Source organism: Nostoc sp. UCD121 (assembly GCF_014222285.1).
Lineage (GTDB): Bacteria > Cyanobacteriota > Cyanobacteriia > Cyanobacteriales > Nostocaceae > Nostoc.
Map to the genome: position 1 here is coordinate 57036 of NZ_JACKZS010000005.1, position 16505 is coordinate 73540.

At 41.8% G+C, this 16505-nt stretch carries 17 protein-coding genes, 4 tRNA genes and 1 pseudogene; 10 read left to right on the forward strand and 12 right to left on the reverse strand.

Annotated elements, in window-relative coordinates; translation table 11 throughout:
• Positions 1-148: 148 nt before the first annotated feature.
• Positions 149-2065, reverse strand: a complete 1917-nt coding sequence (gene sir / locus GNF10_RS02160; RefSeq protein WP_185585210.1) for a sulfite reductase, ferredoxin dependent — start codon at positions 2063-2065, stop codon at positions 149-151.
• 264 nt (positions 2066-2329) lie between these two features.
• Positions 2330-2869 (reverse strand): outer membrane beta-barrel protein, encoded by a 540-nt coding sequence (locus tag GNF10_RS02165; RefSeq protein ID WP_185585209.1) that lies wholly within the window; start codon positions 2867-2869, stop codon positions 2330-2332.
• 393 nt (positions 2870-3262) lie between these two features.
• On the opposite strand from GNF10_RS02165, the gene GNF10_RS02170 reads away from it, so the two are divergent.
• Positions 3263-4204 carry an ADP-ribosylglycohydrolase family protein gene (locus tag GNF10_RS02170; RefSeq protein ID WP_185584577.1) on the forward strand — a complete coding sequence of 314 codons (942 nt, stop codon included), beginning with the start codon at positions 3263-3265 and terminating at the stop codon, positions 4202-4204.
• Positions 4205-4282: 78 nt separating this feature from the next.
• On the opposite strand, the gene GNF10_RS02175 is transcribed toward GNF10_RS02170, so the two are convergent.
• The 4 genes from GNF10_RS02175 to GNF10_RS38285 all read right to left on the reverse strand — a co-directional run bounded on the left by GNF10_RS02175 (position 4283) and on the right by GNF10_RS38285 (position 7170).
• The gene (locus tag GNF10_RS02175) at positions 4283-5287 is read right to left on the reverse strand and encodes a transposase (protein ID WP_185584575.1); all 1005 of its coding nucleotides are present in this window, start codon (positions 5285-5287) and stop codon (positions 4283-4285) included.
• 21 nt (positions 5288-5308) lie between these two features.
• Complete coding sequence (locus tag GNF10_RS02180) at positions 5309-6160, reverse strand: hypothetical protein (protein ID WP_185584573.1); 852 nt, start codon at positions 6158-6160, stop codon at positions 5309-5311.
• Positions 6161-6299: 139 nt separating this feature from the next.
• Positions 6300-6959 carry an Npun_F0813 family protein gene (locus GNF10_RS02185; RefSeq protein ID WP_114085157.1) on the reverse strand — a complete coding sequence of 220 codons (660 nt, stop codon included), beginning with the start codon at positions 6957-6959 and terminating at the stop codon, positions 6300-6302.
• Between the two features lie 85 nt (positions 6960-7044).
• Positions 7045-7170, reverse strand: a complete 126-nt coding sequence (locus GNF10_RS38285; RefSeq protein WP_260446215.1) for a hypothetical protein — start codon at positions 7168-7170, stop codon at positions 7045-7047.
• Positions 7171-7316: 146 nt separating this feature from the next.
• Between GNF10_RS38285 and GNF10_RS02190 the strand changes: the two genes are divergently transcribed.
• The 3 genes and pseudogenes from GNF10_RS02190 to GNF10_RS02200 all read left to right on the forward strand — a co-directional run bounded on the left by GNF10_RS02190 (position 7317) and on the right by GNF10_RS02200 (position 8674).
• Positions 7317-7389 (forward strand) — tRNA-Arg (locus GNF10_RS02190).
• A gap of 72 nt (positions 7390-7461) precedes the next feature.
• A pseudogene (locus tag GNF10_RS02195) lies at positions 7462-8146 on the forward strand (group I intron-associated PD-(D/E)XK endonuclease).
• 228 nt (positions 8147-8374) lie between these two features.
• Positions 8375-8674 carry a hypothetical protein gene (locus GNF10_RS02200; protein WP_185584571.1) on the forward strand — a complete coding sequence of 100 codons (300 nt, stop codon included), beginning with the start codon at positions 8375-8377 and terminating at the stop codon, positions 8672-8674.
• A 222-nt stretch (positions 8675-8896) separates the two neighbouring features.
• Here the strand turns inward: GNF10_RS02200 and GNF10_RS02205 are convergent.
• The 3 genes from GNF10_RS02205 to nadA form a co-directional block, all read right to left on the reverse strand.
• A tRNA-Thr gene (locus GNF10_RS02205) sits at positions 8897-8968 on the reverse strand.
• An 87-nt stretch (positions 8969-9055) separates the two neighbouring features.
• Positions 9056-9141: transfer RNA gene (locus GNF10_RS02210), tRNA-Tyr, on the reverse strand.
• 124 nt (positions 9142-9265) lie between these two features.
• On the reverse strand, positions 9266-10240 hold the full coding sequence (nadA, locus tag GNF10_RS02215; RefSeq protein WP_185584568.1) for a quinolinate synthase NadA: 975 nt from the start codon (positions 10238-10240) through the stop codon (positions 9266-9268).
• A 149-nt stretch (positions 10241-10389) separates the two neighbouring features.
• Here nadA and GNF10_RS02220 point away from each other — a divergent pair, with 149 nt between their 5' ends.
• The 3 genes from GNF10_RS02220 to GNF10_RS02230 all read left to right on the forward strand — a co-directional run bounded on the left by GNF10_RS02220 (position 10390) and on the right by GNF10_RS02230 (position 11850).
• Positions 10390-11310, forward strand: coding sequence for a TIGR04168 family protein (locus GNF10_RS02220; RefSeq protein ID WP_185584566.1), 921 nt, complete (start codon positions 10390-10392; stop codon positions 11308-11310).
• A gap of 131 nt (positions 11311-11441) precedes the next feature.
• A tRNA-Ser gene (locus GNF10_RS02225) sits at positions 11442-11526 on the forward strand.
• A gap of 126 nt (positions 11527-11652) precedes the next feature.
• Positions 11653-11850 (forward strand): hypothetical protein, encoded by a 198-nt coding sequence (locus tag GNF10_RS02230; protein ID WP_185584579.1) that lies wholly within the window; start codon positions 11653-11655, stop codon positions 11848-11850.
• A gap of 277 nt (positions 11851-12127) precedes the next feature.
• Here the strand turns inward: GNF10_RS02230 and GNF10_RS02235 are convergent, their stop codons facing one another.
• Positions 12128-12529 (reverse strand): hypothetical protein, encoded by a 402-nt coding sequence (locus GNF10_RS02235; protein ID WP_185584564.1) that lies wholly within the window; start codon positions 12527-12529, stop codon positions 12128-12130.
• 234 nt (positions 12530-12763) lie between these two features.
• Here GNF10_RS02235 and GNF10_RS02240 point away from each other — a divergent pair, with 234 nt between their 5' ends.
• The 3 genes from GNF10_RS02240 (at position 12764) to GNF10_RS02250 (ending at position 14112) form a co-directional block, all read left to right on the forward strand.
• A complete protein-coding gene (locus GNF10_RS02240) occupies positions 12764-13030 on the forward strand; it encodes an Arc family DNA-binding protein (RefSeq protein WP_174710242.1) in 267 nt (88 codons plus the stop codon).
• 116 nt (positions 13031-13146) lie between these two features.
• Positions 13147-13485 carry a type II toxin-antitoxin system VapC family toxin gene (locus tag GNF10_RS02245; RefSeq protein WP_311774094.1) on the forward strand — a complete coding sequence of 113 codons (339 nt, stop codon included), beginning with the start codon at positions 13147-13149 and terminating at the stop codon, positions 13483-13485.
• A 180-nt stretch (positions 13486-13665) separates the two neighbouring features.
• Positions 13666-14112 carry a thioesterase family protein gene (locus tag GNF10_RS02250; protein WP_185584561.1) on the forward strand — a complete coding sequence of 149 codons (447 nt, stop codon included), beginning with the start codon at positions 13666-13668 and terminating at the stop codon, positions 14110-14112.
• On the opposite strand, the gene GNF10_RS02255 is transcribed toward GNF10_RS02250, so the two are convergent.
• Positions 14105-15514, reverse strand: coding sequence for a 2-succinylbenzoate--CoA ligase (locus GNF10_RS02255; protein ID WP_185584559.1), 1410 nt, complete (start codon positions 15512-15514; stop codon positions 14105-14107). The genes GNF10_RS02250 and GNF10_RS02255 overlap by 8 nt on opposite strands.
• A complete protein-coding gene (locus tag GNF10_RS02260) occupies positions 15499-16482 on the reverse strand; it encodes an o-succinylbenzoate synthase (RefSeq protein ID WP_185584557.1) in 984 nt (327 codons plus the stop codon). Before GNF10_RS02260 ends, GNF10_RS02255 begins: the two co-directional genes overlap by 16 nt.
• Positions 16483-16505 lie beyond the last annotated feature (23 nt).

Below are 16505 nucleotides of genomic sequence, written 5' to 3' on the forward strand. Positions count from 1 at the left end.
TCTTCCTTTGTGTACTTTGCGTCCTTTGCGGTTCGTCATAAAAATTAAGTTCTTCCAGCGCGATAGAAGTAAAACTTATGCAAGATAAGTCCAAATGGACACAGATAAGTCCATCTGTGTCCATTCATAGTTTAATTACCGATTCGGCTTACGAAAGATTCTGGAAGTAAGCCTCTAGCGCCTCACTCACCAACTGAGTCATCGGCTTACCTTGGCTTTCTGCTACTTCCTTCAACTTGCCATAAACCTCTTCTTTCAAATTTACCCGATGGCGCGATTTGTTTGCACCATTGGCTGCTTGAGGGTCGTAGGTGCTAGTAAATTCGCGGATGGCATCAAAACCAACGCGATCGCAAAAATCACCGAATTTTTCCTTCGATTTCCGAGATTTTTTAAAGTAAACAAAAATCGGCTCTAGAAAGCTGTCTAAATCATTATGGTGTAGCTTCTCTGTGTAAGGTTGTGCCAGTCGAGTCTGATTTGGCGAACCACCTAACCATAATTGGTAAGATTCTGGGGCGCTACCGACAAAACCCAATTCTGCTAAGTAGGGACGAGCGCAACCGTTAGGGCATCCTGTCATCCTTACCACAAAATGTTCATTTTGCAAACCAACTTTATCTAAAAGGGCGCGAACCCGCTCCAGAATCCCCGGTATTGCCCGTTCTGATTCTGTGATTGCCAAGCCACAAGTGGGCAAAGCAGGACAAGCCATTGCATACCGCACTAAAGGTTTGATTTTACTAGGGTCGTCTACAATACCGTGACGGCTGAGAATGTCTTGAATAGCTTGTTTGCTATCTGGTTCGATATCGTAAAAAATCACGTTATGGTTGGATGTCAAGCGGATAGGTAAGTTGAACTGCTCGACAATTTCCCGCAAGGCGGTTTTCAGTTGAAACGAACCTTCATCTTTGATCCGACCATTATCAATGGAAATTCCTAAGAATAGCTTGCCATCACCTTGTTCATTCCAGCCGAGGAAGTCGTAATATTTAAACTCTGGCAGTGGTTTGAAGGCTTCGATTGATTTACCGAAATATTCTTCAACTTGGGCACGGAATTTATCTAAACCCCAATCGTTGATTAGATATTTTAACCTGGCGTGGCGACGGTCGGTGCGATCGCCATAATCTCTCTGAGTAGCAACAATCGCTTTTACAATGTCGTAGACATCATCTTTCGCCACATAACCAATGGGGTCTGCTAACCTAGCGAAAGTTTCTTCTTTACCGTGGGTTCTGCCTAAGCCACCACCAGCAAAAATATTAAATCCTTCTAATTGTTTCTTCTTATTGGTAATTACTACCAAAGTCAGGTCTTGGGAATACAAATCTACCGAATTATCTCCTGGCACCGTCACGCAAATTTTGAACTTGCGGGGCATGTAATACGTGCCATAAATCGGTTCTTCGTTGTCATGGATAATTGTGCCATTTCCATTGCGTTGTCGCGCTGCTTTCACTTCTGGGGCTTCTTCAGCACTAATTGCTTTTTCCCCATCTAGCCAAATTTCGTAATAAGCACCCGTCTGTGCTGTCAGCAAGTCAGCAATATTCTGGGCATACTCCCAAGCATACTGATACTCTGGGCGATTTTTAAAGGGGGCTGGTGGTGCCATGACGTTGCGGTTGATGTCACCGCAAGCTCCCAAAGTCGAACCCAGATTGTTGACAATTGTGGCGATCGCTGCTTTCAGATTCTTCTTTAAAATACCGTGCAGTTGGAAACCTTGACGGGTAGTCGCTCGTAACGTGTGGTTGCCATACTCATCGGCTATTTTATCTAAAGCCAGATACAGCTGCGGCGGTACCAAACCACCAGGATTTTTTGTCCGCAGCATAAACTGGTAATCTTTTTCCTGTCCCTTGGTGCGGTTGTCGCGGTTATCCTGCTGGTAAGAACCGTGATACTTCAAAAGCTGCACCGCATTTTCGGTAAAATGGGTAGTATCTTGAAGGATTTCAGTTGCTACAGGTTCACGCAAAAAATTACTATTTTCCTTGATTCCTTCTACTTTGGAAGGCTTACGGCTAGCGATTGGGGAAGGAGCAGATTTAACCATTAGACTTGTATAGTATTCTCAATAAAGCATTACGTAGACACCGAACCAGCACCCTTCGGCTACTTTATCCCCGGTAATCCGGCCGGAATAATGAGGAATAATTTAATTTTACCACGGCAAAAGCCGGCTTTGTCAGTGATGTAACACTTAACAAAACCAGCTTTTGGGAGTAGTGAGTTTTGTTAGCGGTAGCGGGGCGTTTAGCCCGTGCTAAGTCCTGAGTACTTAAGTAAAGTATAGAATGACCGAGGACTCAATAATTTTTTATTTGAAGCGATAGCCAAGACCGCCATTGATGGTGACAGCAGAAGCATCGCTATTTTGGTAGGCACCAAGTCCAACTTTAGCGTTCGTGTAGACAAGGAAATTGTTAGCAACTTCCGATTCAACACCAGCACCTAGCACTACTGAATCTTTGTTACCTATAGGAGTTGGTGAGCCATCTTTTTCTACAAAAGAATAACCACCAGTTAAGTAGGCGTTAGTTTTATTAGCGATAGGCACATCCACAGAAAGTTCTGGGATGATAGCACTTGTCTTATCACTCCAGAGAACATTACCGCGTGCAGAAAATGGCGTAGTTCCTAATTTCAGGCGACCTGTAACATTACCACCAAATGTGGCAGCATCATTGATACCTTCTCCGCCGCTCGTAACCCCAGCTGCAACACCAGCACCAACATAACTAGCATCAGTACCCTTTTTGGTTTCAGCAGAAGCTTGACCAGCTGATAGAAATAGAGGAGCAACTATTAAGGGAAATAATGCAGAAAATGTCACGAAAGACTTGAGTAAGCGTTTCATAACTTTTACCAAAATTTGTATTTTTTACTTGTATATTCCCAGTCGAAAATCATTTAACAATGTTCCAAATATTTCCCAAATTTTATTAAATAAATGTTGTTAATTATGCATAATAGTTACAGGCTAAGTATCCCAGCCAATCATAAATAAGCTGTTATAATTACATTCAATGTCTTTTGATCTGGGTTCTTTGTTCCAAAAATAGACGCTTTTAAAACTGTCACAATATTTGAAACTCAAACTATGTCGGAATAGTGTAAATAAAATATCCGACTAACATTTTTTGCCGAGCTTTTCACAGAGGATGAAAAACTCGGCTGTAGCATCTGTTGCAACAACCTATAGAGGGAATCTATAAAGTTAATTTTGAGCAGTTATTGTGGAGATTGAATAATGCTAACCGGTGCAAAAACGTTGTCTGGTTTGATGGGTTTATGTGTCGGTGATGCGTTGGGTGTGCCGGTGGAGTTTACTAGCCGTGCTGAACGAGTAAAATCTCCAGTGACAACGATGCAGGGTTATGGCACATGGAATCAACCACCAGGAACTTGGTCAGATGATAGTTCGTTAAGCTTTTGCCTAGCAGAATGCCTTTGTAGGGGGTATTCGTTGGATGCCATAGCCAATTCCTTCTGGCGCTGGTACAAGGAGGCTTACTGGACTCCCCGTGGCGATGTCTTTGATATTGGTCAAACTACACATACAGCAATTATGCGTCTGAAACAGGGAGTTGTTCCCCATCAGGCGGGCGGGAAGGTTGAAAATAGTAATGGCAATGGTTCGTTGATGAGAATATTGCCGATGGCTTATTGTCACCGAAACTTCACTTTAGGCGAATTGCTGGCGCGGGTGCATGATGTTTCAGCAATTACCCATGCTCATGCGCGATCGCAAATGTCCTGTGGCATTTATATTAGTATTGCAGTAGCGCTCCTAGAAGGGGCTGACCCCCAAACCGCTTATCTACAAGCATTGCAAGATATCCAAACAATTTATTCTGTCCGAGAATTTTTGTTAGAAAAGCCGCATTTTGGCAGAATTTTTAGTGGTGAGATTGCCAAGTTACCAGTTGAAGAGATTAATTCTGGTGGCTATGTGATTGATACCTTAGAGTCATCCCTGTGGTGTTTATTAAATAGCTCGTCTTATTCTGAGGCGGTGCTGAAAGCTGTCAACTTAGGCGGAGACACAGATACTACTGCTGCTGTCACTGGTGGGTTGGCGGGAATTTACTACGGCGTGGAAAATATTCCCAAACAATGGATGAACCAAATTGCCCGTAGACAGGACATTATTTATTTGGCAGAACGTTTTGCAAGGGCTGTCTACAGTTGAAGGAACTGGGGACTGGGTGAGGAGACAAAGGGAATAACCAATGCCCAATGCCTAATACCCAATGCCCAAGACCTAATCCTAAACTGTAGACAAAGAATAGACCTGACCATCAATCAGCAGGCGTGTAATGCCCTTAGCTTGAAGATGAGTCCGAGCCTTATGGAGCATTTTACTATCAGGAACTTTAATCACGCGATCGCGCTTGGTAGAAAAGCGCTTGGCGACGCGATGATTATCAAACACCGGCAGAGTTCTTTGCTGGGTTTCCAGGCTAGGAATTTGTCCCAAATCACCAAAGTCCTTCAGAGGTCGGGTAATTAATTCCGAGGAACGGTCAATTACCAAATAACAAGTTTTCGGCAAATTGGCTATCGACAGAGGTAAAACTTGAACTGATGCTTCACCTGGTCTCCTTTTTGTGACTAAAGGTCTTTCGTCATCCAGCTCATCATCATCAAAGTCTTCTTCCTCAAAGTCGTCATCCTCCAAATCATCATCTTCTAAATCATCCAAATCCTCTGATTCATCTAGCAAATCTTCGCCTAGCATCTGCGCGATGACAGCCGCTCCTGGATGTTTATCCTTTAGCGGTGGAATGGAGATGCTGACTATTTCTGGCGGCTTTTGCTCTAGAGTTTCTAATTTTTCTGGAACTCGGAGCTTCGGTTTTTCCGCCGCCGAGGGGCGACGGCGCACCCGTCTACTAGCAGCGAGTGATTCTGCCGTTTCCTCTGAGTAAACTTCCTGCTCTACACGAATTACCCGACGTGGCTGCGGCTCAACCTTTGTCACTTCCAACGGTGGGCTTTCGATGGGTGGAACTTCTATCTCCGGCTCTGGTTCCGGTTGAGTCAGCAATGGTAACTGCTCATAGCTTACCTGCGCCCTGCCTTCAGGAGTTCTCGCAGCCCGCTTTAAAGAGACTAAGTATTCATACTCATCCTCTGGCAAAGTGCTTTTGAGCAGGCGACTAATTGTCGAGTTACTCACACCATAGCGTTCTGCCAAAGTTGAGGTTGTTTCGGCAGTCTCTCGATATAACTTAAGAATTTCTTGCTTGTCAGAGTCTGTTAGTTTTCTCACGGTAGATACCAAAAATCTTTACTAAGCTCGTTTACGTCCGCTGGTACGCCGCGTTCGTCTTAGTGATGCGTCATATTCTAAGACAGCGCCCATGCCAAATAACACCCCACTAAACACCCAAAACACTTCTAATATCTCCCCACTTTGATAGTTGGGGCCTTGGGCATATTTAAACCACATATCTGCAATGTAAAGCGAAAAGGCCGCGGCTGCAATCATTCGCCAAGACTGGGAAACTCTTCCCCCCCAAAAGGCTAGTAGCAGAGTGGTAGCAATAATTAACAAAACCACATCGCTAACTACGTAAAACCAATTCAAAATAGCGACTAGCAGTTCTGAGGGTGTTCCCTGCTGCATAGAAATCCACCATGCCAACAAACTACCGAACACTGCAATTGCTAACACAATTAGCCACTGCCATTTTTCCAGATTGATTCGCCTGGAAGCCACAGCTAAAATCATGCCTGCGCCAAGTAATAGATAAGTGAGTACAAAAAATATATCGCCTACAGACACATCTGGTTCATCTTTTAACACTATTTCGGTATATCCGAAAATTATCCCCCCAACGAAATAGGAAAGCATACCTAACCCAATTAAGAGCCAGACATTTCGCCCACTGACGATTTGTGGACTCAGCCAGTTCCTCAAGCATAAGATACTGGCACCCAAATAAGCTAAAGCTTCAAAAATATTTGTACCAATCACATACCACTCGGCCCGGCTTTCTATGCCATCAGCTCCGGGAACTTTGGCACTAAACAACAAAAAGTATAGCAGTGCTAGTACGGCCCAGCCAATATTAGCTAAGACAATGTTCTGAGTATTGAAAATGGATTTAGAAAGGAACGAATTCTCGTAAGAGTTATTCATAGGAATTGACTATGTAGATGCACTCTGGCAGTATTTTGAGTTAAAGGACTGTATATATAGCAGTGTGTCTGCCAGATAATACACAATCAGACACCAAAAGCAAGTACCAGTGGCCGGAATTTTGTTAAAATTTTCCATGCTACTGCCACAGTTTACCCAGTGGCGATTGATTTAGCCAACTGATAAATAGCAATCGCTCGGCTTCTGGCATATCTTCTAGCTTATAAATCACTTGTTTGGTAAAATTGCCATTGCCAAAATATGCTTTTCCTAATCGATGCAGTTCTTGTAATAAAGTAACTACATGATTTTCCTGCCAATCAGGTATTTTGGCGGTTGGCAAAGGATTGGTAGATACCAAATATTTAACTGCTTCTAGGGAAGATGCTTGAGGAAATTGCTTTTGCTTTAATACTTCCGCAATATCTTTTTCAAATAATGCAGCTTGTTTAGCACCTAAAAACTCTTCAATGTCGATAGAAACACCCTGTAACAGCAAAATACTGGCTTGGACTAAAATCGCCGTTTTGCCATGACCACCTGTATCACTATCCAGCTGCTCTAAACGGATTTTACCCCAGACGCTAAAGCGTTCCGGTTCCTCCAGCAAAACACAGGCTTTACCTCGGTTATCCGTTAATTCTCTCCATAAGGCTCTAGCTTCTTCTTCTTGACTAGCTTTGAAGACACTAATCAAGCGAAAAGTCTGCCCTTGATAATTGAGAATCGGCACTTGCTGATCCTTTTTTGGGTGCTGAATGCTTGATATTTCAACATCCTGCCGTTTGAGAATAAACATGGCACTAGCAAATAACTCCTCACAGGGGCACTCTTAATATGGAATATATAATGGTATTTGGCAGTATCGCCAAGGCTGAAATTACCTAGCATACTGTGGGAATGAGCCTAGCGATCGCCAGATCCTTCCCGAAGGTAGCCGCCCAGAGGACGTTAGCGCTAACGGGCAAATAACCCCTTGACAACACAATATATCTAAACCGATACTCCATCTGTTTCGTTTTTGGTGTAAATTGACTAGCTAGCGACTAGCATCTTAGCCTTGCTAGTGGTAAATCTGCAATTTTTGATTGCTTCTTGGTAAGTAAAGACGATATAATAGTGTAGGTGACTCCTTCAGGAGCCATTAATTTATGTTGGGCGCGTAGCTCAGTGGATAGAGCCACGGATTTCTAATCCGTTGGTCGCAGGTTCGAACCCTGCCGCGCTCGTTTTAACTCAATACGAACCCTAAAGAAGCCTTTTCATGGTAATTTACCAAATAGGCTTGAGAGTTCATATAAATGCACCACACAAAAGATAAGGGTGATCTAGCAGCTGCTAAAGTAATAGCAGATTTAGTCGAGAAAGAATATTCGGTTTTTGTACCAGTAGTAACTGAACATGCACCCTTTGATTTGATTGCCTACAAAGATGGTAAATGTTACAGAATTCAAGCTAAATACAGTTGTGATGGCACACTGAAAAATAAAAGCAATTGGGCAGACAAGAATAGGTTGTCATGAGAAAAAGTACAAATCTGATGACTTTGATTTCTACGGCCTTTATTTGCCAGATATAAACAAAGTAGTATATCCATCAATCACGTTTGGCGGTTGCGGTATCAGGACAACGCCACCTAAATCACCCAATTCTTTTTACTGGTGGGAGGATTTTACAGACTTTACTGAAGTAGCACTTAAGCGAACCTACAAGGAGTTTGGTGTTGATTTAACAACTAGAAAGGTTAACCCGGACTCTAGAATTCATACTAGAAAAGTAGAAAGACCATCAAAAGAACAACTAGAAAAACTAGTTTGGGAAAAGCCAACAGCACAAATTGGCAGAGATTTTAGCGTGTCTGATAAAGCTGTAGAGAAGTGGTGTAAGGCTTATGGGGTAGAAAAGCCACCTAGGGGGTATTGGGTGAAGAAAGCTTATGTAAAAGTGGAAGCACAGTTAACAAAAACTGGAGAAGATATTAAATAATTAATAATTAATGCTTCTTAGTAATCAAATTTAGATCGCGATATATCTAAATCACTATTAACTTTACATTATATGTTTCCTGCTATTCAATAGTGCCAATACGATCGCTAACCTTATTTGGTGTTCATTCAGTACCAATGAAACTTATTTTTTGTCTAGTTATAGTCAACCATATAATAAATTGATATACTGAACTAATTTAATTACGTACAATTAAATTGATACAAAATGAAATTATATAAACTTTGGAATACTTCAAGTGATTGGTGGGTTATTGCACCTAATGAAGAAATTGCTCTTGACTATAGTTATAAAAATACATTAACTAAGGAGAAAAAGAATCTTGGTATATCTTCTGATACATACTTTTCTTCAGACAAAACACAAGGTGGACTAAATGAATTACTAAAAGGTAATAGAATAGGTATAGTTATTAGGGTTAGAACTGACGAACCGCACTTTGAAGATAAATGGATATTTACTATTTCACATGAGTGGATACCTGAACAGCTTACTTGGCATAGATAAGCCTTAAGCAGCTAATGTTCTATATTCATATCTCCTCTATTACGGTATGCAGTATACAGATAGTATCTGAAGCTACAGTAGTTGTTTTCTATGTCAAATCATAGTCAAAATTCTGTCCCGCATAGTCAAAAATACAAGTAATAGAGTTAGATTTTTAACATCAATATTCCTTAACAAGCCTGAAAGACTTAATTTTGCGTTGATTATTTTATCAATTTAAAAAGCCCGTGACGAGGATTGAACTCGTGACCTCACCCTTACCAAGGGTGTGCTCTACCACTGAGCCACACGGGCAAAACACAATTCCGATTTTTCAGCTAGAAGTTAAAATGCTGGGAGTTTTGATGCTTACCCAGTCATTATAACTTATAACTTCGTAAGTGGTGGGCCGGGCTGGATTTGAACCAGCGTAGGCGCTAGCCAACGGATTTACAGTCCGTCTCCATTAACCACTCGGACACCGACCCGATTTGTCTCACGATTTAAAATCTTAGCACCACCTTTTATAATTAGCAAGTGGTTAGAAAAAATAACTTTGTGGGTAGAGATCGCAACAAAACTGCATCTCTACCTTATGGATAAAAATACTGGTTACACGCTCATCTCCAGCATTCGTTGCATTGGTCGCAGTGCCCCAAGGCGAATATCTTCTGACATGGTAATTTCGGGAGTACGATTTTTCATTGCCCAGTAGAGCTTTTCTAAGGTGTTTAACCGCATAAATGGACATTCGTTACAAGCACAGTTATTTATCGGCGGTGCAGGAATAAAATGCTTGTCAGGAGCTAGTTTTTGCATTTGGTGAATGATTCCCGGCTCTGTCGCAACGATAAATTCTTTGGTAGGGCTGCTTTGACAATATTTGAGTAAGGCGGCTGTGGAGCCAATAAAGCTGGCGTGGCGCAATACACTACTTTCACATTCTGGATGTGCGATCGCCTCTGCTTCTGGGTGGGCAATTTTTAACTGGACAATTTTCTTTTCCGAAAAGGTTTCATGGACAACACAGCTACCTTGCCATAGCACCAAATCTCGTCCAGTCTGTTCCATCACATACCGCCCCAAATTGCGATCTGGGGCAAAAATAATCGGCTGTTCTTTCGGTATCTGCTGGACAATTTTCACAGCGTTGGAGCTAGTACAAATAATATCGCTCATCGCCTTGATATCAGCAGAGCAGTTGATATAAGACACCACCAAATGATTCGGATGGGCTGCTTTAAAAGCTGCAAACTCCTCTGCTGGACAACTGTCTGCTAAAGAACAACCAGCATTCAAATCTGGTAAAAGTACTAATTTATTGGGATTAAGTATCTTTGCTGTTTCTGCCATGAAGTGAACACCAGCAAAGACAATCACATCCGCATTGGTTTTTTCGGCGGCTCTTGCTAGTTGTAATGAATCCCCAATAAAGTCGGCAATATCCTGAATATCTGGCTCTTGATAATAATGCGCCAGGATAACGGCGTTGAGTTCTTTTTTGAGACTCTGAATCGCGGCAAACAAATCTAGTGGTAGTTCACCCAGTTGGGCGTTTTCTCGTTGAGCTAGTGCAGTGGTAAACACAGTTTAGGGGTGCTTTATATTGCAAATGTATATCCTGTGGATTCAATTATAGTAGTTTTTACCAAAAATAGTGGACGGTTGATATTTTGGGGTTGTGTCCAAATCGGGCTGAGTTTCATATCCTGGAGATAGACGGCAAGGAAAGTGGCATGACCAGTCAGAAAACTCAATCGATAAACCTCAAAATTGCTGTAGTTGGAGATATTCACGACCAATGGGAAGTGGAAGATGGCGTTGCACTCAAGCATTTGGGTGTTGACTTAGTGCTGTTTGTTGGGGATTTTGGCAATGAATCGGTGGAAGTGGTCAGAGCGATCGCATCCCTCGATATTCCCAAAGCAGCCGTGATGGGCAACCACGATGCCTGGTACACCGCCACCGAATGGGGACGTAAAAAGGCTCCTTATGACCGCTCTAAGGAAGACTGGGTACAGGAACAACTGGATTTATTAGGCGCGTCCCATGTTGGTTACGGTAAGTTGGATTTTCCCGCTTGGAATTTAACTGTGGTGGGGGGTCGTCCCTTTACTTGGGGTGGCCCAGAGTGGAAATTCGCGGAAATCTGTAAAGAACGTTACGGTGTGACGAGTTTGGAAGAATCCGCCGATCGCATCGTGAAAGCAGTCAAAAGTGCCGCTTACGAGACGATTATATTTTTGGGTCACAATGGGCCTAGTGGGTTAGGCGATCGCCCCGAAGACCCTTGCGGCAAAGACTGGCACCCAATTGGCGGCGACTTTGGCGATCCAGATTTTGGCGAGGCGATTTCTCAAGCCTTGACTGCTGGTAAAACCATTCCTCTGGTGACATTTGGTCACATGCACCGGGATTTACGCCATACCAAGAAGGTGCAGCGCAAACCCATCTTTAGAAGTCCAGAGGGGACAATTTACTTAAATGCGGCTAGTGTCCCCAGGATTGTGGAAAATGACGGCGAGAAGTTGCGTAATTTTTCCATTGTCACCCTAGAGGCGGGTGTGGTTTCGCAAGTTTCCCTAGTTTGGGTGGGGAATGACTTTCAGGTGGCTAAGGGGGAAATTTTGTACGAGCGATCGCGTATTGTGTCGTAGACATTCGCATCCAGTAGTGCAATCTGCGTAGATAATAGGGTATAGTATGATCTGTCAAGTTTAGTGCTAACCAACAAAAGCGCCTGAATAGCGTCTGAAACTAGGATCAGCACAAGTTTGACAGATTTACTGGAGAGGTGGCAGAGTGGTCGATTGCGTCCGACTTGAAATCGGATGAGGCTAAAACCTCCGGGAGTTCGAATCTCCCCCTCTCCGTTGAATGAATGTTGTTATCAAGTACTACACTTTTTTTGCATCTACAATATATCTAAATTGATGCACAAACAGTATTTGTTTAACTACTGATGAAAAATCTAAACATTAAAGAATAAGCCCCGCAAATTGATTGACAAGTTGCCAGAAAATTCCACATGGGATGATTTGATGTACCAAATTTATGTTCGGCAAACTGTTGAAGCTAGACTAGCGGATAGCAAAGCTAGTAATGTTATTTCTGTACAAGAAGTGCGGAAGAATTTGGTCTGTCAGAGTGAACGCTCAAGCCTTTCCTTCGACGTTGAGTTTTTCATGAATGAGTGAAGATGGAAGCCTGGTGTTCGTGTTTACCTTTGTTTTACAAAACAAAGTAATTATTTATTTAAACATATCAAAAATAGTCTGACTTAATCCTATATGAGGGTTAAATGCAGGGCAAACGCATCTAAGGTACTCTTGATCACGACTAACATTAAGACCCAACGAAAAATCAGTATTTCTGGCTTGATTTATTTTCCAAGGCTCAAAGCAATCGCTAAAATCTTCGTCAATAAGCAGGGATTAATGAGATTTTTTTGAGTCTATTGAGGATAGACTAGTCTTATTGACATGATGCGGCCGCCCTGGGGTTAAATGTTGGTATAGGGTTGGTGATTTGTGGTGCATATACACCTATCAGTAATTCTGGGTCAACCACAGGTAAATTGTTACTCAAAACATAAGAATTTCTTGTAACTATCAATACTGGTTGACCTTGGTACAAAACGATAGGAGGATTGAGGCAGTAAATATTGTAAGGACTGTACACGCCATATTGACTACCATATAATCCATAGGAATTCCGAATGCTGTATATACCATAGGAACCACCGTAGATACCGTGAGGATTACTAATAGAGTTTTGGTCGTATAGATTACTTGATAAAACGCCCAAAAATTGTCCATCAGCAGCCCATAATTGAGCTAAACCATTTACGGAAACGAGAAAATCTACAATTGACATAGGTTTTTACAATACAAACTTATTTCTCCAGCTTCATCCCCTAAGAGTGGCAACAACCTCAGCAAAAATGCCTAATTTATGGATTTGGTAGCGTGGTAATATTTTTATCGGAATTAAATAGGATTTTACATAGAAAATATTGAAGCGAAAATCTGACTAAAAAGTGCGATCGCACCCCTCCCTTATGCTTGCATCGTGCTAGCATAATGATAAATTCTACTTTGAGGTAAAGCGATGGCTACCCTTTATGTAAGAAATTTACCCGATGATTTGTATGCAAAACTGCAAGAGTTAGCGGCATCTGAACACCGTTCCATTAACGCCCAAGTTATAACTCTGTTAGAGCAAGCTTTAAAAACTGAAGCGCAGCAAATAGAAGACCAGAAACGCCAGAATGTACTTAAAGTCCTAGAAGAAAGTCGCCAGCGTCGCCGTGTGAATCCAGCAGACTTCGGATTACCTGATAGTACTCAACTGATTCGAGAAGACCGCGATAGATGACTACCCCTCTAAGATGCGTGTTAGATACCAGTGTGTGTATCAAGTATTTTATTGTTGATCCATTAACTCGAAAAGTTGATTAACTTTTCGACCATTTTGCCAATCCACAGACGGAAATATTTGTTCCAGACCTCTTTTTTATTGAGTGTGCTAACGCCTTATTGAAGTACGTCCGTGCAAGGATGTACACTGCTGCTGAGGTTCAGACAGATTTAGCCACCTTGAAAGCTTTCCCTTTGCGTGTCGTCTCCACGGCTGACTTGATGGCGGATGCAGTTGCGATCGCACTAAATTATGGAATCTCTGCCTACGATGGCTCTTATGTCGCACTTTCACAGCAGGTAGGTGCTACTTTGCTGACTCTCGACGGTAAGCTGGTGAAGGGTTTAGCTGGTTCGTCTTACAATGTTTGCTCGTTTAATGACTTCGAGGTTCCGCTGTTGGAGCCAATGTAGAAGCGATCGCCTTTCCTCACCATATATTAACCCCAAAGCATTGAATAAGGCTAAACAAATCGATACATAACTCAGAATTGGGGAAATTAAATTTTTATCACTGACTTATCTTAGTTGCAATAAAATTAGTTTGTAAAGCAGGGAATAAACCGGCTGTTTTTTAATATTCAATTGTCAAAAATGCCTTTTACTTATAACCGCACTGTTCGCTTTCAAGATACTGATGCTGCTGGAGTAGTTTATTTTGCTAACGTTTTGGGTATTTGCCATGAAGCTTATGAAGAATCTTTAGAAGCATCAAGTATTAATCTCAAAGATTTTTTTACTAATCCTTCTGTAGCTTTCCCCATTGTTCATGCTAGTGTCGATTTTTTGCGCCCTATGTTTGGTGGGGATAAGTTGCTGATTAGTTTAATTCCCCAAAAAATAGGTGGTGAAAAGTTTGAAATTACTTATGAAATTACTGTGGGTGAGGTGGTAGTTGCTAAGGCTATTACTCGCCATGTTTGTATTGATGCAAGTAGTAGAAGTAAGCAGGAATTACCTGACGAGATAGTTCAGTGGTTGGAGACGAACCGCAGAGACGCAGAGGACGCAGAGAGAAGAAGGTCGAGGGAGATTATGTGATGGGATTTTGGAGGAATTCTGTGGCTATTTGCTGTAACTGTTGACGGTTAATTTTACCTTGGGAGTTGCGGGGTAAGTTTTGCTGGGGAATCCAATATTTAGGGATTTTAAATTTACTGAGTTTGTCTTTGAGTAGGGTTTGGATTTTTAAGGCAGAGATATCTGATTTTTTGGGAATGTAAATTGCTGTTAAGGCTTGTCCCCAGTGTTTATCTGGAATGCCAATGACACAAATATCGGCAACCATTTGAGTTGATTGTATAGCTGATTCAATCTCTGCTGGGTAAATATTTTCGCCACCTGTAATAATTTTGTCGCTGTTACGCCCGACGATATTTAAATGTCCTTGTTCGTCTAAAAACCCTAAATCATCTACTTGGAAATCAGTTTGATTTTCTTTAGTTATAGGATAGTAACCAAGGGCTAAAGATTGAGCATAAATGGTGATATTTCCGATTTGATTAGAATTTAAAATATCGCCTTGCTGATTGCGAATAGTTACTTTTGCATGGGGAAGAATTTGACCACTGCTAATTTTACCGCCGAGAAAATCATCTGGTTTGAGGGTGGCAATTTGAGAGGCGGTTTCTGTCATGCCATAGGTAGGTGATAACCGGATGTGGTGAAATCTGGCTTTTTCTAGTACTTCGTTCCACGCTGGCGCACCTCCCAAAAGTACTGTATTAAATTGGGATAGCCATTCAGTTAATTCTGGATTTTGCAAAAGGCGTTGTAACTGTGTTGGTACTAAAGATATGAAAAATTCTGATTGTTTAATATTTAATATTTGATCCGATTCTACAGCTTTAAATGGTTGAATAGCTAGTTTACCTGCGGTGGTGAAAGAACGCATAAATTGCATTAAACCGCTAACATGATATAGCGGTAACACACAAAATGAATTGACTTGCTTGATTTGAAAATATTCTGTAAATCCTTGTACTGATGAGATGAGAGTTTCCCAAGTGTGAATAGCAAATTTAATTTGTCCCGATGAACCACCTGTGGCAATCATAATGCTATTGGGAATTGGGCATTGGGTATTATTATGCTCATTCCCCATTCCCCATACTTCGACTGCGCTCAGTACAAGTTCCCCATTCCCCATTCCCAAAATAATATCTGGCTGTACTAAATCAAAGACTTGTTGCCATTCTTGTGTTCCCCAATCGGGGTTACAAAGAAAAACTGGACAATTAGCTGCACAAGCAGCAATAAAGCTTGCTAAAAATCGTAATGGTTCGCGTTCAGCTAAGATTATTTTTGGTGGTGTTCCACATTCTGATAGTTGTGTTAGTTCTAAATATAATTCTTGAGCTATTTGATTAAATTTACGGCTGTCATAACCGATAAGCCAATCATTCTGAGCTAGGTTATTAAGATAGTCTAAAGGTCGTTCCATAAACTTTGAAACCACGTTTCTTCTTGTTCAAAAAAATGGTCGATGCCAAAACCAATTGCCCTGTTGTTTTGGGATAATTCGGCTGCTAGTTGGAGTGCTGCAAGTCTAGCGATCGCAGTTTCAAATACTGATGAAAATACAGTATCAATTTGATGTTGGTAGCAAAACTTTCTCAGACGAGATGGCGATCCAACTATCCCAGGCTTGACGACAAAAATCCCTCGCCAACCTTGTTTATGACAAGCAGCAAGTTGCCTAAGTGTGGCGACAGATTCATCTAAAGCGATCGCAGTTTCATAACTCGTACTCAATTCCAACATCCCCTGAAATTGCTCAACGGGTAGCGGTTGTTCGATAAATTCAATTTCTATGGGTACTTCTGGATTTGCCTTGAGATTGTCGCAAGTCCGCAGCCATAAGTTAGCTTCTTCATAGCTGAGTCCAGCGTTCGCATCTAATCGCAGTTTGGTAGAGGCTGGTAAAGTGTGTATGAGTGATTCAAAAATTTTTAGTTCATCAGCGATCGCATCCACACCAATTTTCCATTTAAACGTGCGATATCCCTGCTGCCACAAGCTTTCCCATTGATTCAAAGCCGCTTCCCCTGCTGGTAATAAGGCACTGTACAAGAGTGAAGAGTTAGGAGTCATAAAATTATCTCCCCCACTCCCCCACTCCCACGCTGACTCAAAGCCGAATTGGCAAGCAGGTAACTCATCTGGGATGGAGAAAATTATCTCGTCTGTGATTTCTCCTGGGAGTTGGCGACAAAAATCTAAGGCTTGTTCTAGGGTTTCGGAACCAAACCAGTTAATAGGGGCAATTTCTCCCCAACCGAGTTTACCTGATTCATCGGTGAGACGGAGAATAATACCTTCACGAATATCCCACTTACCATGATTAGTGGTAAGCGATCGCAAAAATCTTCGCTGATATGGACGAAATTCAAATCTGTAGTCATTAGTCATTAGTCATTAGTTATTTTCCCTTT